Annotated in this window: 23 protein-coding genes; 15 read left to right on the plus strand and 8 right to left on the minus strand. The window is 57.7% G+C overall.

Annotation, left to right across the window (positions count from 1 at the left end):
• Positions 1-20: 20 nt before the first annotated feature.
• Entirely contained in the window at positions 21-308 is a 288-nt protein-coding gene (gene ybfE / locus M2406_RS16905; protein ID WP_012005675.1) for a LexA regulated protein, read from the minus strand.
• 292 nt (positions 309-600) lie between these two features.
• On the minus strand, positions 601-1,374 hold the full coding sequence (gene ybfF, locus M2406_RS16910) for an esterase (protein WP_259190717.1): 774 nt from the start codon (positions 1,372-1,374) through the stop codon (positions 601-603).
• A gap of 366 nt (positions 1,375-1,740) precedes the next feature.
• Between ybfF and seqA the strand changes: the two genes are divergently transcribed.
• From seqA to M2406_RS16930, 4 genes are all read left to right on the plus strand, one after another.
• Positions 1,741-2,280, plus strand: a complete 540-nt coding sequence (gene seqA / locus M2406_RS16915) for a replication initiation negative regulator SeqA (RefSeq protein ID WP_012005677.1) — start codon at positions 1,741-1,743, stop codon at positions 2,278-2,280.
• A 76-nt stretch (positions 2,281-2,356) separates the two neighbouring features.
• A complete protein-coding gene (gene pgm, locus M2406_RS16920; RefSeq protein ID WP_259190725.1) occupies positions 2,357-4,000 on the plus strand; it encodes a phosphoglucomutase (alpha-D-glucose-1,6-bisphosphate-dependent) in 1,644 nt (547 codons plus the stop codon).
• 185 nt (positions 4,001-4,185) lie between these two features.
• Complete coding sequence (locus tag M2406_RS16925; protein WP_012005679.1) at positions 4,186-4,842, plus strand: PadR family transcriptional regulator; 657 nt, start codon at positions 4,186-4,188, stop codon at positions 4,840-4,842.
• Positions 4,842-5,141 carry a DUF3861 domain-containing protein gene (locus M2406_RS16930; protein WP_012005680.1) on the plus strand — a complete coding sequence of 100 codons (300 nt, stop codon included), beginning with the start codon at positions 4,842-4,844 and terminating at the stop codon, positions 5,139-5,141. Before M2406_RS16925 ends, M2406_RS16930 begins: the two co-directional genes overlap by 1 nt.
• Positions 5,142-5,168: 27 nt before the next feature.
• Here the strand turns inward: M2406_RS16930 and kdpE are convergent, their stop codons facing one another.
• The 6 genes from kdpE to M2406_RS16960 form a co-directional block, all read right to left on the minus strand.
• The gene (kdpE, locus tag M2406_RS16935) at positions 5,169-5,858 is read right to left on the minus strand and encodes a two-component system response regulator KdpE (protein WP_012005681.1); all 690 of its coding nucleotides are present in this window, start codon (positions 5,856-5,858) and stop codon (positions 5,169-5,171) included.
• Between the two features lie 18 nt (positions 5,859-5,876).
• A complete protein-coding gene (gene kdpD / locus M2406_RS16940; RefSeq protein ID WP_012005682.1) occupies positions 5,877-8,570 on the minus strand; it encodes a two-component system sensor histidine kinase KdpD in 2,694 nt (897 codons plus the stop codon).
• 76 nt (positions 8,571-8,646) lie between these two features.
• On the minus strand, positions 8,647-9,216 hold the full coding sequence (gene kdpC, locus M2406_RS16945) for a potassium-transporting ATPase subunit KdpC (RefSeq protein WP_259190734.1): 570 nt from the start codon (positions 9,214-9,216) through the stop codon (positions 8,647-8,649).
• Between the two features lie 19 nt (positions 9,217-9,235).
• Positions 9,236-11,305: a potassium-transporting ATPase subunit KdpB gene (kdpB, locus tag M2406_RS16950; protein ID WP_012005684.1), complete on the minus strand. Its 2,070-nt coding sequence runs from the start codon at positions 11,303-11,305 to the stop codon at positions 9,236-9,238.
• Between the two features lie 155 nt (positions 11,306-11,460).
• Positions 11,461-13,149 (minus strand): potassium-transporting ATPase subunit KdpA, encoded by a 1,689-nt coding sequence (kdpA, locus tag M2406_RS16955; protein WP_259190736.1) that lies wholly within the window; start codon positions 13,147-13,149, stop codon positions 11,461-11,463.
• Positions 13,149-13,238 (minus strand): K(+)-transporting ATPase subunit F, encoded by a 90-nt coding sequence (locus M2406_RS16960; RefSeq protein WP_004949718.1) that lies wholly within the window; start codon positions 13,236-13,238, stop codon positions 13,149-13,151. Before M2406_RS16960 ends, kdpA begins: the two co-directional genes overlap by 1 nt.
• A gap of 445 nt (positions 13,239-13,683) precedes the next feature.
• On the opposite strand from M2406_RS16960, the gene M2406_RS16965 reads away from it, so the two are divergent.
• The 11 genes from M2406_RS16965 (at position 13,684) to pcp (ending at position 23,121) form a co-directional block, all read left to right on the plus strand.
• On the plus strand, positions 13,684-13,890 hold the full coding sequence (locus M2406_RS16965) for a YbfA family protein (protein ID WP_012005686.1): 207 nt from the start codon (positions 13,684-13,686) through the stop codon (positions 13,888-13,890).
• Between the two features lie 143 nt (positions 13,891-14,033).
• The gene (locus tag M2406_RS16970) at positions 14,034-14,987 is read left to right on the plus strand and encodes a 2-thiouracil desulfurase family protein (protein WP_017891936.1); all 954 of its coding nucleotides are present in this window, start codon (positions 14,034-14,036) and stop codon (positions 14,985-14,987) included.
• Between the two features lie 15 nt (positions 14,988-15,002).
• Positions 15,003-16,433, plus strand: a complete 1,431-nt coding sequence (phrB, locus tag M2406_RS16975) for a deoxyribodipyrimidine photo-lyase (RefSeq protein ID WP_259190740.1) — start codon at positions 15,003-15,005, stop codon at positions 16,431-16,433.
• Positions 16,434-16,455: 22 nt separating this feature from the next.
• Entirely contained in the window at positions 16,456-17,436 is a 981-nt protein-coding gene (locus M2406_RS16980; RefSeq protein WP_012005689.1) for an MBL fold metallo-hydrolase, read from the plus strand.
• Between the two features lie 17 nt (positions 17,437-17,453).
• Positions 17,454-18,197 carry a type 2 GTP cyclohydrolase I gene (locus tag M2406_RS16985; RefSeq protein ID WP_012005690.1) on the plus strand — a complete coding sequence of 248 codons (744 nt, stop codon included), beginning with the start codon at positions 17,454-17,456 and terminating at the stop codon, positions 18,195-18,197.
• Positions 18,198-18,349: 152 nt separating this feature from the next.
• Positions 18,350-19,006: a 5-oxoprolinase subunit PxpB gene (pxpB, locus tag M2406_RS16990; protein ID WP_012005691.1), complete on the plus strand. Its 657-nt coding sequence runs from the start codon at positions 18,350-18,352 to the stop codon at positions 19,004-19,006.
• Positions 19,000-19,932 carry a 5-oxoprolinase subunit PxpC gene (gene pxpC / locus M2406_RS16995; RefSeq protein ID WP_012005692.1) on the plus strand — a complete coding sequence of 311 codons (933 nt, stop codon included), beginning with the start codon at positions 19,000-19,002 and terminating at the stop codon, positions 19,930-19,932. The genes pxpB and pxpC overlap by 7 nt, the downstream gene beginning before the upstream one ends.
• Entirely contained in the window at positions 19,922-20,659 is a 738-nt protein-coding gene (gene pxpA, locus M2406_RS17000) for a 5-oxoprolinase subunit PxpA (RefSeq protein WP_115183050.1), read from the plus strand. The genes pxpC and pxpA overlap by 11 nt, the downstream gene beginning before the upstream one ends.
• Positions 20,660-20,719: 60 nt before the next feature.
• Positions 20,720-21,451 carry a DUF969 domain-containing protein gene (locus M2406_RS17005; RefSeq protein WP_012005694.1) on the plus strand — a complete coding sequence of 244 codons (732 nt, stop codon included), beginning with the start codon at positions 20,720-20,722 and terminating at the stop codon, positions 21,449-21,451.
• Positions 21,448-22,467, plus strand: coding sequence for a DUF979 domain-containing protein (locus M2406_RS17010; protein WP_112364347.1), 1,020 nt, complete (start codon positions 21,448-21,450; stop codon positions 22,465-22,467). The genes M2406_RS17005 and M2406_RS17010 overlap by 4 nt, the downstream gene beginning before the upstream one ends.
• A gap of 9 nt (positions 22,468-22,476) precedes the next feature.
• Positions 22,477-23,121 (plus strand): pyroglutamyl-peptidase I, encoded by a 645-nt coding sequence (gene pcp, locus M2406_RS17015; protein WP_115183049.1) that lies wholly within the window; start codon positions 22,477-22,479, stop codon positions 23,119-23,121.
• Positions 23,122-23,139 lie beyond the last annotated feature (18 nt).

The following is a 23,139-nucleotide window of genomic DNA, read 5'->3' on the forward strand; positions in this document are numbered from 1 at the left end:
CGCATGTGCGGCTGCAATGATCAATGTTCTGGCTGGTCGTCCGCCAGTTGTGCCAACAGCATTTGCTCAATAAGCTCGCTGCGGCTGATGTTCCGCTGTTCCGCCAGTTTGTTCAGAGCGTCCACCGCATCCGCGTTGATCTTCAGTTCCACACGCCGTAAGCCACGGACTTTATCGCGTCGAAGCTGATTACGCTTATTGATTCTAAGCTGTTCATCTCGGGATAGCGGGTTGGTTTTCGGGCGCCCCGGACGGCGTTCATCTGCGAACAGATCCAGCGTCGTGCGATCCGTTTGTTCTTTTGCCATAGGTAGCGGTACTGCAAGGGAGTTTGCATCTAAAAGCGCGTAGACGCTTCTGGATGGTTCGGTTAACACACTTCGGGCCAATAAACCCTAACCCAAATTCACCCCCAGCCAGGCGTTAATCAACACGCTCGACACGGCGGCAAAATTATAGCGCGCCATATTACCCCAGCAGGTGGAGCAACGACAATGCTTAACTGAGCCGAAAACGTGCTAAGCCGTTATCTTTAGCGCATTTTTTCACCAGATGATTGTTTTAGGCGGCTGTACGCATCAGGCTAAAGGGCTGGTCGACTCAGGCTTCGCCGAGAAAACGGTGAATAGCGCGCAGCACCGCCTCCGGTTTTTCCGCATGAACCCAGTGCCCGGTGCCGGCGACTACGTGCGCGCGAGCCTGCGGGAACTGGCGGGCAATATCTGCGCGGTAGCTGTCCTGCACGTAGGGCGACAAACCACCACGAATGAATAATGTGGGATGTGGCCAGGCGGGAACCTCCTGCCAGCCGGTGATGTTTTCGTATTGTTCGATCAGCACCGGCAGGTTAAAGCGCCATTCGCCCTGGTGGAAGGATTTCAGCAGGAACTGGATCACTCCTTCTTCCTTCAGGTAGCCGCGCATCAGTTCTGCCGCCTGCTGGCGTTGGGTGATACCGGCCGCACTTACGGCTTGTAAGGCGACAAAAATCTCGTCGTGGCGACGGGTTTGATAATCCACCGGTGCCACGTCAATAACGATCAGTTTTTCCACTCGCTCAGGTGCGATTGCCGTCAGCGCCATCGCCGCTTTGCCGCCCATCGAGTGTCCAATCACAATGACCTTGTCCAACTGCAAATCATCCAGCAGCGTCAGCAGATCACGCGCCATTTCCGGGTAGGTCATCACCTCGGAACGTGGCGACAGGCCGTGGTTGCGCAGATCGACTTTAATCACGCTGTGCTGTTGGTTCAGGTCGCGCGCCAGCACGCCCAGATTGTCCAGATTGCCAAACAGCCCGTGGATCAGGACAACCGGCAGAGCATCGGACTCGCAGGCCAGCAGTTGATAATGTAATTTCATGGCGAAGTTCATACTGAGTGAGATTCAGATTAGGGTATCATGATTAAAACACACGATGAAAATACCCGTCGCCTTTCAAGCCGCAGCGTTGTTACCTGCACTAGCTCACCCCAGTTACTTACTTGAGTAAGCGCCTGGGGATGAGCGAGTTGGTCGCCTAGCTGCGACTTGAAATCCATAGGGTATAACGCGGATTTTTCATGATAAGGTGCTGGGTTGGCAGAGCCGATGCCAGGCAGGCTTTAGGTAATTGTCTGCTTTTGCCGTGTTGAGGCACATTGTGATGTTCGCATCTGCGCTTTTAACCTTATAATCCCATGGCTTGAATGCAGGATCTGGCTTCAGGTTCTAAGTAGAAAAAAACAGTACTGGATAAAGATGAAAACTATTGAAGTCGACGAAGAGCTCTACCGTTATATTGCCAGCCACACGCAACATATTGGTGAGAGCGCGTCCGATATTTTGCGCCGCATGTTGAAATTTACCGCAGGTCAGCCGTTACGTGCGGTGCCGGCAGCCAGTGCCCAGAGCGCTGAACAGGATAAAATTGTTGCCGCGTCGCGCCCGCGCGATCGCGTACGTGCCGTGCGTGAGCTGCTGTTGTCGGATGAATATGCCGAGCAGAACAAAGCGGTGAACCGTTTTATGCTGGTACTTTCCACCCTGTATACCCTCGACGCGGCCGGTTTTGCCACGGCGACCGAGGCGTTACATGGCCGTACCCGCACCTATTTTGCCGGCGATCAGCAAACCCTGCTGGCAAACGGAACGCACACCAAACCAAAGCACGTTCCGGGCACCCCTTACTGGGTGATCACCAATACCAATACCGGTCGTAAACGCAGCATGGTGGAACACATCATGCAGGCTATGCAGTTCCCAGCGGAACTGACAGAAAAAGTTTGCGGCACTATCTAATTTAGCGAACAGCCCGTCATGGTGGCCGTGAGCGACATATTGCCAGGCCTCAGGACAGGGATAGGGAGATATGTCGATGGCGAATAATCCACGTGCCGGGCAACCGGCTCAGCAAAGCGATTTGATCAACGTAGCCCAGCTGACGTCGCAGTACTATGTACTGCAACCTGAAGCGGGCAATGCGGCACACGCGGTGAAGTTCGGTACTTCGGGCCATCGCGGCAGCGCTCTGCGTCATAGCTTTAATGAAAACCATATTCTCGCTATTGCGCAGGCGATTGCGGAAGTCCGCCATCAGCAAGGGGTGACCGGCCCATGCTACGTGGGCAAAGACACTCATGCGCTGTCCGAGCCTGCCTTTATTTCTGTACTGGAAGTGTTGACCGCCAATGGCGTCGATGTTGTCGTGCAGGAAAATAACGGCTTCACGCCAACCCCTGCGGTATCCCATGCCATTTTGTGCCATAACCGCAACGGTGGGGCATTGGCCGACGGCATCGTTATTACCCCGTCTCACAATCCCCCGGAAGACGGTGGCATCAAATATAACCCGACCAACGGCGGCCCGGCCGACACCAATCTGACCTCGGTGATTGAAAAGCGCGCCAATGAACTGCTGTCTTTGCAGCTGCAAGGCGTTCAGCGTCAGTCATTGGACAAGGCCTGGAACAGCGGCCGCGTACACGCACAAGATCTGGTGCAGCCGTACGTCGAAGGGTTGGTGGATATTGTCGATATGCCTGCTATCCAGCGTGCCGGCCTGAAGTTAGGCGTCGATCCGCTTGGCGGTTCCGGCATTGCCTACTGGCAGCGTATTGCCGAGCATTACAAGCTGGATCTGACGCTGGTGAACGACTCTATCGATCAGACCTTCCGCTTTATGCACCTGGACCACGACGGCGTGATCCGCATGGACTGTTCGTCAGTGCCGGCGATGGGTGGTTTGCTGGCGCTGCGTGACAAGTTCGATCTGGCGTTCGCCAACGACCCGGATTACGACCGCCACGGCATTGTTACGCCGAAGGGCCTGATGAACCCGAACCATTATCTGGCGGTGTCCATCAACTACCTGTTCCAGCATCGTCCACAGTGGGGTGCCGATGTGGCGGTGGGCAAAACGCTGGTTTCCAGTGCAATGATTGACCGCGTGGTCGCCTCTCTGGGCCGTAAACTGGTGGAAGTGCCAGTGGGCTTCAAATGGTTTGTCGATGGCTTGTACGATGGCAGCCTGGGCTTTGGTGGCGAAGAGAGCGCTGGGGCATCCTTCCTGCGTTTCAACGGCAAACCTTGGTCTACCGATAAAGACGGCATGATTATGTGTCTGTTGGCGGCGGAAATCACCGCAGTCACCGGTGAAAACCCACAAAATCACTACGAAGATCTGGCCAAACGCTTTGGCGCACCGAGCTACAACCGCATTCAGGCGCCGGCAACCTCAGCGCAGAAAGCCGCGTTGTCCAAGCTGTCACCGGAAATGGTCAAGGCCGATACTCTGGCGGGTGATCCGATCACCGCACGTCTGACCGCAGCACCGGGCAACGGCGCATCCATTGGCGGCCTGAAAGTGATGACTGACAATGGCTGGTTCGCAGCGCGTCCTTCCGGTACCGAAGAGGCTTACAAGATTTATTGTGAGAGCTTCCTGGGGGCCGAACATCGCGAAAAGATCGAGCACGAAGCGGTAGAGATCGTCAGCGCAGTGCTGGCTTCCGCCAAGTAAGTTTTCCCCACTCCCGATGAAAGCGCTGTTTTTACAGCGCTTTTTTTATGCCTGCAATTTAGATATATCTATTTTACGAACAGCGCTTGCGCATTTAGATATATCGATCTAGATTAGCTATATCGAAGTCGTTTAGATATATCTAAACCACCTCGTCAACTAACTATCTATTGAGAGGTATAGCTATGTTTCACCGTTTAGATTCACACCGTCGTCACGGCGGTCATCCTGAGCACGAAGAAGGGCACTGTCATCATCATCGCCGCCGCGGCGGACGTCATCACTTTGGCGGCGATCACGGCGAAGAGCATGGCCGGGGCGGACGCGGAGGCCGGGGGGGGCGTCACCGCATGTTTGAACATGGGGACCTGCGGTTGGTGCTGTTGGCGCTGGTGGCACGCAAACCGAGCCACGGTTATGAACTGATCAAGGCCATTGATGAGGCTTCTTCCGGTCTGTACGTGCCAAGCCCGGGGGTGATTTACCCGACGCTGACGCTGTTGGAAGAACAGGATTTCCTCGAGCCAATCACCAGCAGCAACGGCCGTAAGAGTTATCAGATCACCGAACTGGGGCAGAATGAATTACAAAAGCACCAGGCCGTTGTCGACGTGATCCTGGCCCGTTTGGCAGGTGCCGATCGCGGTCATCATCATCACGGCAATCTGGCAGAGGGCATCTCTGATGCCATGAACCGCCTGCGCAGTTTGCTACGCGGCAACGTGATGCGTGCCGATCTTTCCGCGCAGCAGGTGGAACGCATTAATGCTGCGTTGCTGACCGCCGTGGCGGCGATTGAAAGCGAAATGAACATTACCCCGACGGCACAGGAGAATGAATAATGCCAGGCCACCGTTTCCGCATCACCGTTGAAGCCTTAAGCGATCGCAAAGGCGAGCCGGTAGAGAAAGCGCCACTGAGTTTTGAAGTAGAAAACCACGACGACATTCTTGGAATCGTTGAGCGCATCAAAGCGCGTGAAGACCTGAACTTTGGCGAGAACAACAGTGCGGCCTTTGCCGTTGGCCTTAAGCTGTTTTCCGAAGTGATGATCGAAAACCGCAAGCATCCGGTATTTGCACCGCTGCGCGAAGCGTTCAAGGAATTTATGATAGGGTTGAAGAAAGGCCCACAACAGTAGGGGCGCTGCATGCTGCGCCCATTAACCTCAAGGCATAAAGCGGTAACCGACGCCGGTTTCGGTCAGCAAGTGTTTTGGCCGGGCCGGGTCGGCCTCCAGTTTCTGCCGCAGATGGCCCATATAAATTCGCAGATAATGGCTGTGTTCGACGTAGTTCGGCCCCCACACGTGGCTAAGAAGCTGCCGCTGGGTCAACACCTTGCCGGAGTTGGCCAGCAACTCGGCCAGCAGTCGAAACTCTATTGGCGTCAGATGCAAATCTTCCCCCTGGCGCAGCACCCGGCGATTAATCAGATCTACGGTGATTTCTGAGAAGCTGACCAACGGGCTTTCCTGCAGGCTGCCGGAATGACGTCGCAACGCGACCCGCACGCGCGCCAGCAATTCGCCAATACCAAATGGCTTGCTGAGATAGTCATCCGCCCCGGCGTCCAGCGCGGCGATTTTGTCTTCCTCAGCGTTGCGTGCCGACAACACGATGACCGGAATGGCGCTCCATTGGCGTAAATCGCGGATATAGTTAAGCCCGTCGCCGTCCGGCAACCCCAAATCGAGAATAATCAGATCCGGTTTACGCGTGCCGGCTTCAATCAGCCCGCGTTGCAGCGTTTCGCTTTCAAACACCCGCAGGCCTTCACTTTCCAGGGCGGTACGGACGAAACGCCGGATCTCTTTTTCATCTTCAACAATCAGAATATTGGTTGGCGTGTTGCTCACAAGACTCCCGGGACTTGATTAAAGATCAAAGGCTTCGCTGTCTATTTCTGGCGGTTTCTCCAGCGGCAATACAAAGCGGAAACTGGCACCGCCGTTGGCACCGTTTTCGGCCCAGATACGGCCACCGTGCACTTCAATAATGGCACGGCAAATCGCTAACCCCAAACCCACGCCGGGGATCGCCGACTCTTTATTGCCGCGAGAAAACTTATCGAAAATAAGCTGCATTTTCCCTTCGGGAATGCCCGGCCCATCGTCCCAGACTTCGACTTCCAGCCACTCTGGCAGAGTATGGGCACGAATACCGATAGTAGCATCGTAGCCGGCATATTTATTGGCATTTTCCAACAGGTTAGTGAACACGCGCTCCAGCAGGCTGCCGTCGCAATTAACCAATACCAGCTCCGCCGGTAGCTCAACCTTGATTTGATGCTGAGTCATCAGCGGCTCCAGCATATGCAGCGATGCGCCGACGATCTCTTCCAGCGATTGCCACTCTTTGCGCAGGTTGAAACCGCCGGATTGAATACGCGCCATATCCAGCAGGTTGTTCACCAGCCGGGTGGTGCTCAGCACCTGCTGGCGGATCTGACTGGCCTGGGTCGCATGGTTGGAGCCTTCCGCCGCCAGATCGAGCGTCAGAATTTCTGCCTGGCCGAACAGCACCGTCAGCGGAGTGCGTAAATCGTGGGACAGCGCCGCCAGCAGCGAGTTGCGCAGTTGTTCGCGTTCGGCGTCCAACTTGGCTTCCTCGGCGCTGCGCGCCAAATGCAAGCGTTCCAGCGCGCTGGCAATCAATACCGCAAAAGTCTGTAGCAGCCGCTGTTGTTCCGGCACCATCAGCTGACGCAGGTTGCTGGGCTCGATGGCCAACAGGCCAAAGGTTTGTTTCGACGTGGCTAACGGCAACAGTTGATAGGGAACGCCGGGCAGGGTATCGGTACCGGCTCCGGCCGGCATGCCCTTGTCGAAACTCCAGCGCGCAATAGCCTCATCTACCGACAGCAGTCCGCCGGTTTCCCCGACCATTTGCTGCAGCTTGCCGTCTTCCTGTGGCAGCAGCAGCACGGTTTTGGCCTGGAAACTGCTGGAGAGAAAGTGGCGGCTGGTTTTGGCGATGTCTTCGGTGGTCAGCGCCTGGCTCAGCCCGCGGGAGATCTCATACAGATGACGAGCCCGCTGTTCGCGGTAGCGCGCCACCCGCGCCTGATAACGTACGCCGGCGGTCAGGTTACCGATAGTGATGCCGACCGTCAGCATCACGCCGAAGGTCAACAGATATTGCATATCACTGACGGCAAACGACCATTCCGGCTGGACGAAAAACAGGTCAAAACTGGCAACGTTGATCACCGCCGCCAGCACCGACGGCCAGCGGCCGAAGAACAGCGCGACAATGGCCACGCCAAGCAGGTAGACCATCACCAGATTGGCCTGGTCGAACCCCGGCAGCAGCCACTGGGACAGCAGAGTGATCAGGGCGCAGAGTGCGACGGCGACGGCACAGCCACGCAGTTGCATACGCCATTTCTCGCCAAAGTTGCGGCTGTCGTGTTCTTTGCCTGGCTGCGGGGGGCTGTCGTTTTCCAGCGCGACAATCACCAGATCGAGGTCCGGACCCAACTTGCCGAGGCGATCGGCAAAGCTGCCGCGTAGTTTCCAGCGCTGTTCGCTGCGACGGCCAATAATGATTTTACCCAGGTTGTGCTCACGGGCGTAACGCAGCACCGCGCGTTCTTCATCAGGTTCGGATAGGGTGGCGGTTTCGGCCCCCAACTCCTGCGCCAGCCGCAGCGCTCGCAAAATTGCCCGGCGCTGGCTCTCTGGTAAACGGTGCAATTTGGGCGTTTCGACATAGACTGCGTGCCAGTGGCAGCCCAGCCGGGCCGCCAGACGGGCGGCGATACGCACCAGTTTTTCGTTGCCGCTGTTATGGCCGACGCACAGCAGGATACTGTCGCGGGTATGCCACACGCGTTCACGCCCCTGAGTGTCGCGGAAGGCGCGCATCTGGTCATCGACCCGATCGGCGGTGCGGCGCAATGCCAGTTCGCGCAGGGCAATCAGATTGCCCTTACGGAAAAAGTGCTCGATGGCACGTTCGGCCTGACCGGGGATATACACCTTGCCTTCATTCAGACGCTGGCGCAGATCGTCCGGCGGCAGGTCAACCAGCACCACCTCGGTGGCTTCGTCGAACACGTGATCGGGCACGGTTTCACGTACCCGTACCCCGGTCACGCCGCCGACCACGTCGTTCAGGCTTTCCAGATGTTGTACGTTGACGGTGGTCAGCACGTCGATACCGGCATCCAGCAGCTCTTCGACATCCTGCCAGCGCTTCGGATGGCGCGAGCCATGGGCGTTGCTGTGCGCCAGCTCGTCCATCAGGATCAATGCCGGGTGGCGAGCCAATGCAGCGTCGAGATCAAACTCCTGCACCATTCTGCCGCGATACTGAATGCGCTTTTGCGCCAGCAAATCCAGCCCGCCCAGCAGCGCGGCGGTTTCGCTGCGGCCATGGGTTTCCACTACGCCGACCAGCACGTTCAGCCCCTGGGCACGCAGCCGCTGGGCTTCCTGCAGCATGGCGTAGGTTTTGCCTACCCCGGCGCAAGCGCCGAAGAACACCTTCAGGCGGCCACGGGGCTTTTCATTGGCCAGCGCCAGCAGGCTGTCAGGGTCGGGGCGCTGTTGTTCCTCTTCCACCATCGGAGTTCCTTTTTGCAGCAACGTAAAGCGGGTCCGGCACGCCGGACCCGTTACTTATCCTTTAACACGCGGGGCATTATTTCAATGCGTCGAGTGCCAGATTCAATTTCAGCACGTTCACCACCGACTCACCCATAAAGTTGGGGGTGGCCTGATCGGTGCTTTCATCAATCAGTTTGGCGATTTGCTCCGGTGCCAGTTGGCGCGCCGCAGCCACCCGCGCCAGTTGATACTGTGCCGCCGCAAGAGAGATCTGCGGATCCAGACCGCTACCGGACGCGGTCAACAGATCGACCGGGATCGGGCCTTTCATCGCCGGATTAGCCTGGCGCAGCTGTGCCGCACGCTCGGCTATGGCTTTATCCAGCGCCGGGTTGGTGGCGGCCAGATTGCTACCGGCAGACGCCATGGCATTATAGGTCGAATCAGCGGTGGCAGAAGGGCGGCCCCAGAAATACTCGGGTTTGGTAAAGTTTTGGCCGATTAACGCCGAACCTACCACTTTGTCGCCCTGGTACAGCAGCGAGCCGTTGGCCGCGCCGGAGAACAACAGCTGCGACAGCCCGGTGGTCAGCAGCGGGTAGGCGATACCGGTAATCAACGTCAGCAGGATCAACATCACCAGTGAAGGTCGTAAATAAGACATTTTCATTTCCTCTTAATGATTAACCGGCGATATGCAGCGCGACCAGGAGCAGGTCGATCAGCTTGATACCGACAAAGGGCACCAGCAGACCGCCCACGCCATAAAGCCACAGGTTACGACGCAGCAGCGCAGCGGCGCTCATTGGCTTGTAACTCACCCCTTTCAGCGCCAGCGGGATCAGGAACACGATCACCAGGGCGTTGAAAATAACCGCCGACATAATGGCGGAAGCGGGGGAGTGCAGATGCATCACGTTCAGCGCGTTCAACTGCGGATAGGTTGCCGCGAACGCCGCCGGGATGATGGCGAAATACTTGGCCACGTCGTTGGCAATACTGAACGTGGTCAGCGAACCGCGCGTCATCAGCATCTGTTTACCGATATGCACCACTTCAATCAGCTTGGTCGGGTTGGAGTCCAGATCGACCATGTTGCCCGCCTCTTTGGCGGCCTGGGTACCCGAGTTCATCGCCACCGCCACGTCGGCCTGTGCCAGCGCCGGGGCGTCGTTGGTGCCGTCGCCGGTCATCGCCACCAGGCGGCCTTCAGCCTGGTATTGGCGGATCAACGCCAGCTTGGCTTCCGGGGTCGCTTCCGACAGGAAGTCATCCACCCCGGCTTCGGCGGCGATGGCGGCAGCGGTCAGTGGGTTATCACCGGTGATCATCACCGTTTTGATGCCCATTTTGCGCAGTTCGACAAAGCGTTCTTTGATGCCGCCTTTGACGATATCCTTCAGCGCCACCACCCCCAGCACCCGTGGCCCTTCGGCCACCACCAGCGGCGTGCCGCCGGTGCGTGCCACGCTGGCCACCAGGTCGTCTACCGCCTGCGGGAAGTGGCCCTGATTGGACTCCACGTGACGGCGAATGGCATCCACTGCGCCTTTACGGATCATGCGGTCCTGCACGTTGACGCCGCTCATGCGCGTCTGGGCGGAGAAGGGAACGAAGGTGGCGTTCAGCGCCTGCAGGTCACGTTCGCGCAGGTTAAAGCGCTGTTTGGCCAGTACGACAATGCTGCGGCCTTCCGGCGTTTCATCCGCCAGCGAAGACAGCTGCGCGGCGTCGGCCAGTTCCTGTTCTTTCACTCCCGGCGCCGGCAGAAATTCGGATGCCTGACGGTTACCCAGCGTGATGGTGCCGGTCTTATCCAGCAGCAGTACATCCACGTCACCGGCGGCTTCCACCGCACGGCCACTGGTGGCAATGACGTTGGCGCCCAGCATCCGGCTCATCCCGGCCACGCCGATGGCGGACAGCAGACCACCGATGGTGGTAGGGATCAGGCAGACCAGCAGGGCCACCAATACGGTGATACTGACCACCGAACCGCCGTTGGCGGCGTCGACGCTGTATTGCGAGAACGGGAACAGCGTAGCGGTCGCCAGCACGAACACCAGGGTTAGCGCCACCAGCAGAATGGTCAGCGCCACCTCGTTCGGGGTTTTGCGACGTTTGGCGCCTTCAACCATGGCAATCATCCGATCAAGGAAGGTTTCGCCCGGGTTGACGCTACACTGCACCACCAGCCAGTCGGACAGCACGCGGGTACCGCCGGTGACCGATGAGAAGTCGCCGCCGGACTCACGGATCACCGGTGCGGATTCACCGGTAATGGCGCTTTCATCCACCGATGCACCGCCTTCCAGCACTTCGCCGTCGCAGGGAATGGTGTCACCGGCCTCGACCAGCACCACGTCCCCCTTGCGTAGACTCTCGGCGGAGACTTTCTCGGTGGCACCCTCACGGCGCGGTCCGGCCAGTTTCTTCGCCCAACTGGTTTTCTTGGTGCCTCTCAGGCTTTCCGCCTGAGCTTTGCTGCGCCCTTCGGCCAGCGCTTCGGCAAAGTTGGCGAACAGCACGGTGAACCACAGCCACATGGCAATGCTGCCGGTAAAGGCGGCGCTGCCGTCGGTCTGTTTGGCGAGGATCGCCAGCCAGATGGCCGTGGTCAGAATGCTGCCGATATACACCACGAACATCACCGGGTTACGCCACTGGGTACGCGGATCCAGCTTTTTCAGCGCATCGATCAGCGCGGTACGGACCAGTGCCGGTTCAAACAGCGCGCGTTGTTTGCGAGTCATCTTTTATTCTCTCTTCCTATTTCATTCCCTATGGATTTCGAGCTGCAGCTAGGCGACCAACTCGCTCATCCCCAGGCGCTTACTTGAGTAAGTAACTGGGGTGAGCGAGTGCAGGTAACAACGCTGCGGCTCGAAAGGCGACGGGAATGCGTCGGTTATTTGGTCAGCCAAAGTTGCAAATGCTCAGCCACCGGTCCCAGCGCCAGCGCAGGCACGAAGGTTAATGCGCCCACCAGCAGCACGGTGCCGACCAGCAGGCCGATAAACAACGGCCCGTAGGTTGGCAAGGTACCGTTACCCGCAGGCTGGCGTTTCTTGGCGCACAGCGAACCGGCAATTGCCAGCACCGGCAGGATCACCCCGAAGCGGCCGACGAACATGGCAAAGGCCAACAGCAGGTTGTAGAACGGCGTGTTGACGCTCAGCCCACCAAAGGCGCTGCCGTTGTTATTGGCGGCGGAGGACAGGGCATACAGCACTTCGCTGAAACCGTGCGCACCCGGGTTAAGAATGCCGGCGCGGCCTACGTCGGTAGAGATGGCCAGTGCGCTGCCCAGCAACACCAGGGTCGGCGTGACCAGGATCGCCAGCGCGGTCATTTTCATGTCATAGACGTCGATTTTTTTGCCCAGATATTCCGGGGTACGACCGATCATCAACCCAGCGATAAACACCGTCAGCAGCACGAACAGCAGCATGCCGTACAGGCCGGAACCGACGCCGCCGAACACCACTTCACCAATCTGCATCAGCCACATGGGCACCATGCCGCCCAGCGCGGTGAAGGAGTCATGCATGGCGTTGACGGCCCCACAGGACGCTGCGGTGGTGACCACCGAGAACATGCTGGTGGCGAGAATGCCAAAGCGCGATTCCTTGCCTTCCATATTGATGTTGCTGGCACTGCCCAATTCGCTCAGATGCGGGTTACCGGCCAGCTCGGCGTACATCACCACTACGACGGCCACCACGAAGATCAGCGACATCGCCCAGATCAGCGCATGACCCTGACGGTTCTCACCGGCCACCTGGCCGAAGGAAAAGCACAGCGCACAAGGGATCAGGAAGATCGCCAACATCTGCACAAAGTTGGTCAGTACGGTCGGGTTTTCGAACGGATGAGCCGAGTTGACGCCGAAGAAGCCGCCGCCGTTGGTGCCGAGCATCTTGATCGCTTCCTGAGAGGCAACCGGCCCCATTGGCAGCGTCTGCTGCGCGCCTTCCAGCGTGCTGATATGCAGGTAAGGCAGGAAGTTTTGCAGCGTACCCTGGCTGACGAAGAACAGTGCGATCAGCAGCGAGATCGGCAGCAACACGTACAGCGTTATACGGAACACGTCGATCCAGGCATTACCTATGGTGGCGCTGGAACGGCGGGTGAAGGCACGAATCAACGCAAAGGCCACGGCGATACCGGTAGCGGCAGACAGGAAGTTCTGCACGGCCAGCCCGGCCATCTGGCTGAGGTAGCTGAGGGTGCTTTCACCGCTGTAGGCCTGCCAGTTGGTGTTGGTGACAAAGCTGACGGCAGTATTGAACGCCAAATCCCATGACAGACCGGGGAACCCCTGCGGGTTTAGCGGCAACGAGCCTTGCGCCATCAGCAGCGCAAACAGCAGCGCCAGGCCGAGCAGGTTGAACCACAAGATTGCCAGCGCGTACTGCCACCAGTTCATTTCAGCGGTGGTATTGCCACAGCAACGCCAGACGGCGGCCTCCACCCGACGCAGCGCGGGTAAAGGTTCACCTTCGATCAGGCGCGCCAGGAAACTGCCTAACGGTCGGGCCAGCAGCAAAAGCACCAGCATAAAGCTGGCAATCAATAAAAAGGCTGAAGCTGCCATCAGAAATCCTCCGCATTGAACAGGGCATAAACCAGATAGCCCAACAGCAGCAGGACCAACAGCGCACCACCAATAACGCTGATACTCACAGGACACCTCCAGAGGTGTAGTTTTTGATAGAGCGAGTGTAGGGAGGGCGGTAGAAAGAAGATGAAAAAATAGCGCTGGCCGGTGTAAAAAAAGTATAAAAATGGCTGAAATTGCAGCAGAAAATGGCTTTTTAGCCTCGATTTTGGGGGGGCGTAGCGCAGTTGGACTCCTGTTTGGGGGCGTGAAGATGAAGGTTTGCGTAAACAGGGTGTAAATAACCACAATGTAACCGATGGTTAGTTAATTATTAACTTGTGTGTAACAAAATTACGTGGTGACGCATTTAATTGCGATTTTTTGACCAGTTTAGTGGTCGGATGAGTAGTAAACTTTCATCAATTGCGCTAAAATTTTGTCCAGTTACCAAATCATCCCGTTTTAATGGTTTACGCCAGTGCTGTTTGCAAGACAAATCAACGGCCGGGCGTTTTTAAGGAGGTTCGCATGTCTATCTACCCAGCTTATTCATTGCATCGGATTCTCCTGCGTCGCAGCGCAGTGATCCTGGCAGGTGTGTTGGCTTTACCGGTAATGCTTTTCCGCAGTGACCGTGCTCGTTTTTACAGCTATTTGCACCGCGTCTGGTCAAAAACCAGCGATAAACCGGTCTGGCTGCAGCAGGCGGAACTGGCGGCCTGCGATTTCTACTGATTGCCGCCGCTGTCCCCTGAAACCCTCGCTTTACAGCGGGGGTTTTTTTATGGGCGCGGTTCGGTCATTGTGTTGGTAAGGTTCGTCCTGAGAGGGAAATTCCTCTACACTTTTAACATCATCCAACGCTGCGGGAGCCCATGATGAGTGACAAAATTCCGGTCGGGATCAGCGCCTGCCTGCTGGGTGAAAAGGTGCGTTTTGACGGCGGCCATAAACGGCTGGCCTTCGCGGTGGAACAACTGGCGCCCTATGTGCGGTTTGAGGCGATTTGCCCGGAAATGGCGATCGGCCTGTCGACCCCGCGCCCGGCGCTGCGGTTGATCAAAAAACAACATCATGTCGCCCTGCGTTACAGCAACGACGACAGTATCGATGTGACCGACCAGATGCAGCAGTTTTCCACCCAGCGTATTGCTGCTTTGCAGCATCTGTGCGGCTACATTGTCTGCGCCAATTCGCCAAGCTGCGGTATGGAACGGGTGCGGTTGTATGATGAGAGCGGTGCAGGCGCGCGTAAAAGCGGCGTCGGGTTGTTCACCGCCGAACTGCAGCGCCAAATGCCCTGGCTGCCGGTGGAAGAAGACGGACGCCTGAATGACGCAACGCTGCGGGAAAACTTTGTCGAACGCGTTTATGCCTTGTATGAGTTGAACATGCTGTGGCGCAAGGGGCTGACTCGTGGTGGGCTGATCGCCTTCCACAGCCGTTATAAGCTGTCGCTGCTGGCGCACTCACAGCCGGAATACCGCGAACTGGGGCGCTTTGTGGCTGATGTGGATAAATGGGAGTCGCTGGAGGCGTTCGCCATTGAGTACCGCAGCCGTCTGATGAGACTGTTGGCGCATAAGGCGACGCGCCGCAACCACACCAACGTGTTGATGCACGTACAAGGTTATTTTCGCAGTCACCTGAGTTCCGCGCAGCGTCAGGAACTGGCGCAGTTGATCGACCGCTATCGGCAGGGTGTGCAGCCGCTGCTGGCGCCGATTACTCTGCTCAAACATTACATGGCCGAATACCCCGATCGCTATCTGGCCGATCAGCGTTATTTCGAGCCCTATCCCGAGGCGTTGCGCCTGCGTTATGGCCATTAATTGACAAGGAGTTTTATGACCACGCATCTGGTCTGGTTGCGTAACGATCTGCGTATTACCGACAACAAAGCGTTGCATGCCGCTTGCAGCGATCCCGACGCCCGCGTGCTGGCGGTGTTTATCGCCACCCCGCAACAATGGCGACAGCACGAAATGGCCCCCCGTCAGGCTGCATTTATCCATGCCAACCTGCTGCAGGTGCAGCAGGCTCTTGCCGAACGCGGCATTCCGCTTGGCTACCACCAGTGTGATGATTTTGCCGCCGCGGTTGACTGGCTGACGGCGTATTGCGCGCAGCAGCAGGTGGATAGGCTGTTTTACAATCGCCAGTATGAAATCAATGAGCGCCAGCGCGACCAACGGCTGGAACAGCGCTTGTCCGGGCAGGCGATTTGCCAGAGTTTTGATGACAGCCTGCTGTTACCGCCGGGTAGCGTGCAGACCGGTAGCGGCGAAATGTACAAAATCTACACGCCGTTTCGTAAAGCCTTTATCCAGCGTCTGACTGAATCCGACATTCAATCCTTGCCTGCGCCAAAACCACGGGCAGGCGGCGCATTACCGGTAACCGCTATCCCAGAGGCATTTGATTATCCGCCGGCAGAGCCGAACGAGGATTTCCCCGCCGGGGAAGAAGCGGCGCTACAGCGGCTACGCAGCTTTTGCCGTGAGCAGGTGCAGGATTACCTCGAGCAGCGGGATTTGCCCGCCATTGCCGGGACCAGCAGCCTGTCGCCTTATCTGGCAAATGGCGTGTTGTCGCCGCGCCAATGTTTTAACCGCCTGCGAGCTGAATGTCCGCAACTGCTGGAAAATCATGACAGCGGTGCCTTCGGCTGGCTCAATGAGCTGATCTGGCGCGAGTTTTATCGGCATTTGATGGTGGCCTATCCCGCGTTATGCAAGCACCGTCCCTTTATCGAATGGACGGATAGGGTACGCTGGCAGGATAACCAAGAACGGTTGCAGGCCTGGCAGCAGGGCGCGACCGGTTATCCGATTGTCGATGCAGCCATGCGCCAATTGAATACCACCGGCTGGATGCACAACCGATTACGCATGATCAGCGCCAGCTTTCTGGTGAAAGACTTGTTGATCGACTGGCGTGCCGGTGAAAGCTATTTCATGTCACAGTTATTGGATGGCGATCTGGCGGCCAATAATGGCGGTTGGCAGTGGGCGGCCTCAACCGGCACCGACGCTGCGCCGTACTTCCGCATTTTTAATCCGACCACTCAGGGCGAACGTTTTGATCCGCAAGGCACTTTTATCCGTAAATGGTTGCCCGAGCTGGCGGATGTACCGGACAATGCTATCCATCAACCCTATCGCTGGGCAGAACAACAGCAGCGTGTGCTGGATTATCCGCTGCCGATCGTCGACCACAAACAGGCGCGGCTGGAGACGCTGGCGGCCTTTGAAGCGGCGAAGCGCGGGGAATATTAAGGCAACAGCAAGGAGCGAAATAATGATGAAAAAGGTGCTGGCCCTGTGCCTGAGCGGCTATTGCGCCCTGGCGCAGGCCGGCTTTGACGTGGTGGCGCTGGGCGTGGACGGCGGCGTGGGGGGCGGCAATCTGACCTCCTACCTGATCCGCAGCGACAATCAGACGCAGTATCTGGCGCTGGATGCCGGCTCACTGCTACCGGGCATCGCCAAAGGGCTGGAAAAGGGCAGTTTCCCGCAGGTCACCCCTGAACTGGCTGCGCCTTATACCCCGCAGGGCTATATCTTCCGCCAGTTAATCGGCGCTTACTTTATCAGCCATGGTCATCTGGACCACGTGGCCGGGCTGATTATCGGTTCGCCGGAAGACAGTAAAAAGAATATCTATGCCCAGGTCGATACCATTTTGACCCTGCGTAATCATTATTTTAACTGGAAGGCCTGGCCTAACTTCACTGATTCCGGCAACGGTTCGCGACTGGGGACTTACCGGTTGCAAACGGTACGGCCACAGCAGCGCGTGACTCTGGGCATGACTGGTTTGAGTGGCGTGATGTATCCGCTCAGTCATGATCGCTACCCTTCTTCGATGTTGCTGGTGTCCGATCGCAGCGGCTCTTTCGCCTATTTTGGTGATACCGGGGCGGACGCACTTGAGCAGTCGCGCAATCTCGATAGCGCCTGGCGTGCGCTGGGGCCGTTGATTGAGCAGAAAAAGTTGAAAGGGATGATTATCGAAACCTCCTATCCCAATGAGGTGGAAGATAAAAACCTGTATGGCCACCTGACACCGGCGTGGCTGCAAAAAGAGTTGAAGAATCTGACTCAGTACAGCGGCGGCGAAGGCTCGCTGAAAGATTTCCCGGTGGTGATCAGCCATATCAAGCCCAGCCTGAAGCAGGGCGAAGACGTGCGTGCGACCATCAAACAGCAGTTGGAACAGGGTAACAGCCTGGGCGTAAAATATATCCTGATGGAACAGGGCGACCGGCAGACATTTTGAATTAAAGAGAGAACTCTATGCGTAACCTCGATCTGGAACAGTTGATCAACACAGAACTGAACACCGCCGCGTTTCAGGATTACGGGCCGAATGGCCTGCAGGTGGAAGGGCGAGCGCACGTGCAGCGTATCGTCACCGGCGTGACCGCCTGTCAGGCACTGCTGGATGCGGCAGTGGCACATCAGGCGGACGCCATTGTGGTGCATCACGGCTATTTCTGGAAAAACGAAGCGCCTTCGGTGCGTGGCATGAAGCGCAACCGGCTGAAAACGCTGCTGAGTAATGATATCAACCTGTACGCTTATCATCTGCCGCTGGACGCGCATCCGGTGCTGGGTAACAACGCGCAGTTGGCACATTTGCTCGGGATCCGGGTGATTGGCGAAGTGGAGCCACTGGTGCCTCACGGCGAATTCGAGCAGCCATTGACCGGTATTGAACTGCAACAGCGCATCGAAAGCCGTCTGGGCCGTGCGGTGTTGCACTGCGGCGATAACGCACCGGCGCATATCCGCCGTGTAGCCTGGTGCACCGGCGGCGGTCAGGGCTTTATCGACAGCGCCGCACGCTTTGGCGTTGATGCCTTTATCAGCGGTGAAGTTTCTGAGCAAACCATCCACAGCGCGCGCGAAATGGGTATTCACTTCTTTGCCGCCGGGCACCATGCCACTGAGCGCGGTGGCGTTAAGGCGCTCGGTGAATGGCTGACCCAACAGCATGGCTTTGACGTGACCTTTATTGACATCCCCAACCCCGCCTGATTATCCCCCCAGGATCCAGCCCGGTTTTTACCGTGGCTGAATCCTTTTAATAGCCTAATCCCTTATTTTCTCAAAGGTTGTTCTATTGACAGCCAGAGCGTCGTCGCGCATAACTGTTGTGTTTTCATCGCGATAATAATAAGGAGAAAAGGGTGCAACGAGCACGATGTTACCTATTAGGTGAAAGAGCGGTAGTGCTTGAGCTGTCGCCACCGGTGACGCTGCCGAGCCAGCAGCGGATCTGGGCGCTGGCCGAAAAACTGAATCATCATCCCGATGTGCGTGAAGTGATACCGGGCATGAACAATCTTACGTTGCTGCTGCATACGCCGCAGGCCGACGCAGAACAAATGCTGACGCTGTTGCAACAGGGCTGGGACAGCAAGGAAATCCTGGTGCCGGAATCGCGCCAGGTGGATATTCCGGTGATCTACGGGGGTCAGGACGGTCCCGACCTGGATGAAGTGGCACGCCACACCGGCATGACGCCGCAGCAGGTTGTGGAATGCCACTCCTCGGCGGCCTACGTGGTCTATTTCCTCGGTTTTCAGCCCGGTTTTTCTTACATGGGCGGCATGCCGGAAAAGTTGGCGACGCCGCGCCGCGCTGAACCGCGCTTGTCGGTGGCGGCAGGCTCCGTTGGCATCGGCGGCAGCCAGACCGGGATTTATCCGCTGGTCACCCCCGGTGGCTGGCAGTTGATTGGCCGTACTCCTTTGGCGCTGTTTAATCCCTATGAAATGCCGCCAACCTTGCTGCGCCCCGGTGATAGCGTGCGGTTTGTGCCGCAGAAGGAGGGCGTATGCTGAAGATCCTGCGTGCGGGCATTTACACTACGGTGCAGGATCTGGGCCGTAACGGTTTCCGTCGTCTGGGCGTTAGCCAGAGTGGGGCGCTTGACGAACCTGCCCTGAGGATCGCCAACCTGCTGGTGGGCAATGCTGCCAACGCCGCCGGGCTGGAAATCACTCTCGGGCAATTTAGCGCCGAATTTACTCAGTCAGGTTGGATCGCTCTGACCGGTGCCGGCTGCGATGCGCAACTCGATGGCAAACCGCTGTGGACCGGCTGGCGCTATCCGGTGAATGCCGGCCAACAGCTGATATTGAAAACGCCAAAACGCGGCATGCGCACCTATCTGGCGATAAGCGGGGGCATCGCGGTAGCGGAAATGCTCGGCTCGCGTAGCACCGATAACAAAGCCGCTTTTGGTGGGCTGGAAGGGCGTAATCTGCGGGATGGCGACAGCCTGCCGCTGGGGCAAAGTCATTCCTTGCCAAAGCAGAGTTTTGGTGTGAAGCAACCGCTGTTCAACAACCGCATCCGCGCGTTGCCGGGGCCGGAATATGATGAGTTCAGCGAAGAGGCGAAAGAGGCTTTCTGGCGCACCGCCTGGCAACTGAGCCCGCAGAGTAACCGCATGGGTTATCGTCTGCACGGCAGCCATGCGTTAAACCGCACCACTGACCGCGAAATGTTATCGCACGGCCTGTTACCGGGGGTGGTGCAGGTACCGCATAACGGCCAACCAATTGTGCTGATGGCCGATGCACAGACGACCGGCGGTTACCCGCGTATTGCCTGCGTGATCGAGGCCGATCTCTACCATTTGGCGCAGATCCGCCTGGGCGAGGCCATCCACTTTGTTCCCTGTACTTTGGCCGAGGCGCAACGCGCCAGGGTCGAGCAGGAGCACTTTATCCAACAGATTGCCTGGGGGTTAGATGATCGTTGATTTAAATGCCGATCTCGGCGAGGGCTGCGCCAACGATCAGGCGCTGCTGCAACTGGTCAGCTCGGCCAATATTGCCTGCGGTTTCCACGCCGGGGATGCGCAAGCCATGCGGCAATCGGTGCGTTGGGCACTGCAGTACGGCGTAGCTATTGGTGCGCACCCGAGTTTTCCCGATCGCGAGAACTTTGGCCGTACCCGTATGCAGCTACCAGCGGAAACGGTCTATGCCCAGGTGGTATATCAACTGGGTGCATTGGCCGCGATTGCCCGTGCCGAAGGCGGGGTGATGGTCCACGTCAAGCCGCACGGTATGCTGTATAACCAGGCGGCTGTGGAGCCGGAACTGGCGCAGGCTATCGCCAGGGCGGTTAAAGCGGTTGATCCGACGCTGCGGCTGGTGGGGCTGGCGGGCAGTGAGCTGATCCGCGCCGGTGAAAAACAGGGGCTGGTGACACGGCAGGAAGTGTTTGCCGATCGCGGCTACCAGGCCGATGGCACATTGGTGCCACGTGGTCAGCCGGGGGCGCTGATTACCAGCGACGAACTGGCACTGGCGCAAACGCTGGAAATGGTGCGTCATCATCGGGTTCGTACCCTGAACGGCACCTGGGCCGCCGTTCAGGCCGAAACCGTCTGCCTGCACGGCGACGGTGAACATGCGCTGGAATATGCGCGCACGCTGCGCGAACGTTTTGCCCTGGAAGGCATCAGCGTCAGCGCTCAGTAAGGCAGTACATACACAACACACAACACAACAAAAACTATTAGAAATTACCGAGGGAATACTATGGAACAGGCCGTTAACTTATGGCCACTGATTGGCATCGCCGCCATCGTGGTTGGATTTGTTTTACGCTTTAACCCTGTGCTGGTGGTGATTGCCGCCGGCATTATCACCGGGCTGGCAGCGCTGATGCCGCTGGATACGATCCTGGAAAAACTGGGTGAAGGCTTCCTCAATACCCGCAATCTGCCGCTGATCCTGCTGCTGCCATTGGCAGTAATAGGTCTGCTGGAACGTCACGGGCTAAAAGAGCGTGCGCAGGCGTGGATCGCCAAGATCAAAAGTGCCACCGCCGGCCGCTTGCTGATCGTCTATCTGTTCGTGCGGGAAATTACCGCTGCCATGGGGCTGACCAGCCTGGGGGGGCATCCGCAAATGGTGCGCCCACTGTTGGCACCGATGGCCGAAGGGGCAGCGGAAAACCGTTACGGCGAGCTGCCGGAGCGTACGCGCCACCGCCTGCGGGCGATGTCTGCCGCCACGGATAACGTTGGGTTGTTCTTTGGCGAAGATATTTTTGTCGCCTTCGGCGCGATCATCTTCATGCACAACTTTATGCTGGAATCCGGCGGCATCCAGACCGAACCGCTGCATATCGCCTTGTGGGGCATTCCTACCGCCATCTTTGCCTTCCTGATCCATGCATTCCGGCTTTACCGGATGGATAAACAGCTCAGTGCCGAACTTTCGCAGCTCAACCAGGCGGCGCTGCAGGCCAAAGGAGATGCCCAATGACTTTCCAACAACAATATCTCTACTGGCTGGCGGGCGTGGTGCTGTTGATCGTGGCGGTGATGTCTTTCCGCGATCGCGCCAATCCGCGCCGCGTCACCACGGGTCTGTTCTGGGCGCTGTACGGCCTGATTTTCCTGGTCGGTGACTGGACCTATAGCCTGTTGGGCGACGTGCTGGGTGAGGGCAGCAATGAGAAACGCATGCTGCATATCATCGTCGGTGTGGTGGTGGTGATCATGGCGTTGATCGCCGGTTTCGGCGGCGTACGTCTGGGCAGCTATCACCAACGTACCCCACAGCAGCGTGAAGAGAGCGCCAAACGCCTGGGCAACCGGCTGTTTATTCCTGCGCTGGCGATCCCGGTGGTAACGGTGGTTGGCGTGCTGTTGTTCAATAATATTCCGGCGCTGCAAACCGCGGTCTTCGGCAGCGGCAACCACGCCACCCTGATTACCCTGTTCTCGATGACCGTCGGCTGTTTGCTTGGCCTGGTTATCGCGGTGAAAATGACCCACGAAAAAGCGCTACAGCCGATTCAGGAAGCGCGTCGCCTGCTGGATTCTATCGGTTGGGCATTTATTCTGCCGCAAATCCTCGCCACGCTGGGCCTGCTGTTTACCGCTGCCGGTGTCGGTACGGCCATTTCTCATCTGACCCAGGAGTATCTGGCGGTCGATAACCGCTTTATCGCAGTGGCGGTTTATGCCATCGGCATGGCGCTGTTGACCATGATTATGGGTAACGCCTTTGCGGCTTTCCCTATCGTCACCGCCGGTATCGGTATTCCGATCCTGGTGTTGCAGCACGGCGGTAATCCGGCAGTGATGGCGGCCATCGGCATGTTTTCCGGCTATTGCGGCACGCTGATGACGCCAATGGCTGCTAACTTTAATATTGTACCGGCGGCGTTGCTGGAATTGCCGGACAAGAATGCGGTGATCAAGGCACAGATCCCGACCGGGGTGCTGCTGCTGTTGGTCAACGTATTCCTGCTTTATTTCCTGATGTTCCTGTAAGGAGAACGCATGCAAAAGGTATTGATCACGGGCTTTGAGCCCTTTGGCGGCGAACGCGTTAATCCTTCGTGGGAAGTGGTAAAGCAACTCAATGATATGGAACTGGCCGGTGCGCGCATTATTGCGCGCCAACTGCCTTGTGTTTTTGGCGCGTCGCTGGAAGCCCTGAATGCGGCGATTGATGAAGTGCAGCCGGTGATGGTGTTGGCGATCGGCCAGGCGGGGGGGCGCACCGACATCACCATCGAACGGGTGGCGATCAACGTCGATGATGCCCGTATCCCCGATAATCAGGGGCAGCAACCGATCGACGAACCTATCGTTAAAAGCGGCCCGGCGGCCTATTTCAGCACGCTGCCGATCAAGGCGATGGTCGACTCGATGCGCGAAGCGGGTATTCCCGCCTCGGTATCGCAAACGGCCGGTACCTACGTCTGCAACCATGTGATGTACGGTCTGTTGCACCGTTTAAACAGCCAGCAGGCAATCAAGGGCGGGTTTATTCATATTCCTTATCTGCCTGAACAGGCTGCCGCACACCCTGGCGCACCGAGTATGGCGGCGACCACGGTATTGTTCGCCCTGGAACTGGCCATTTCTATTGCGTTACAGGTTGAACACGACCTGAAAGTAGTCGGTGGCGCGACGCATTAATCGCAGTTATTCCCCGGT

Origin of the sequence: Serratia sp. BIGb0163 (assembly GCF_024809935.1) — a bacterium.
Lineage (GTDB): Bacteria > Pseudomonadota > Gammaproteobacteria > Enterobacterales > Enterobacteriaceae > Serratia > Serratia quinivorans.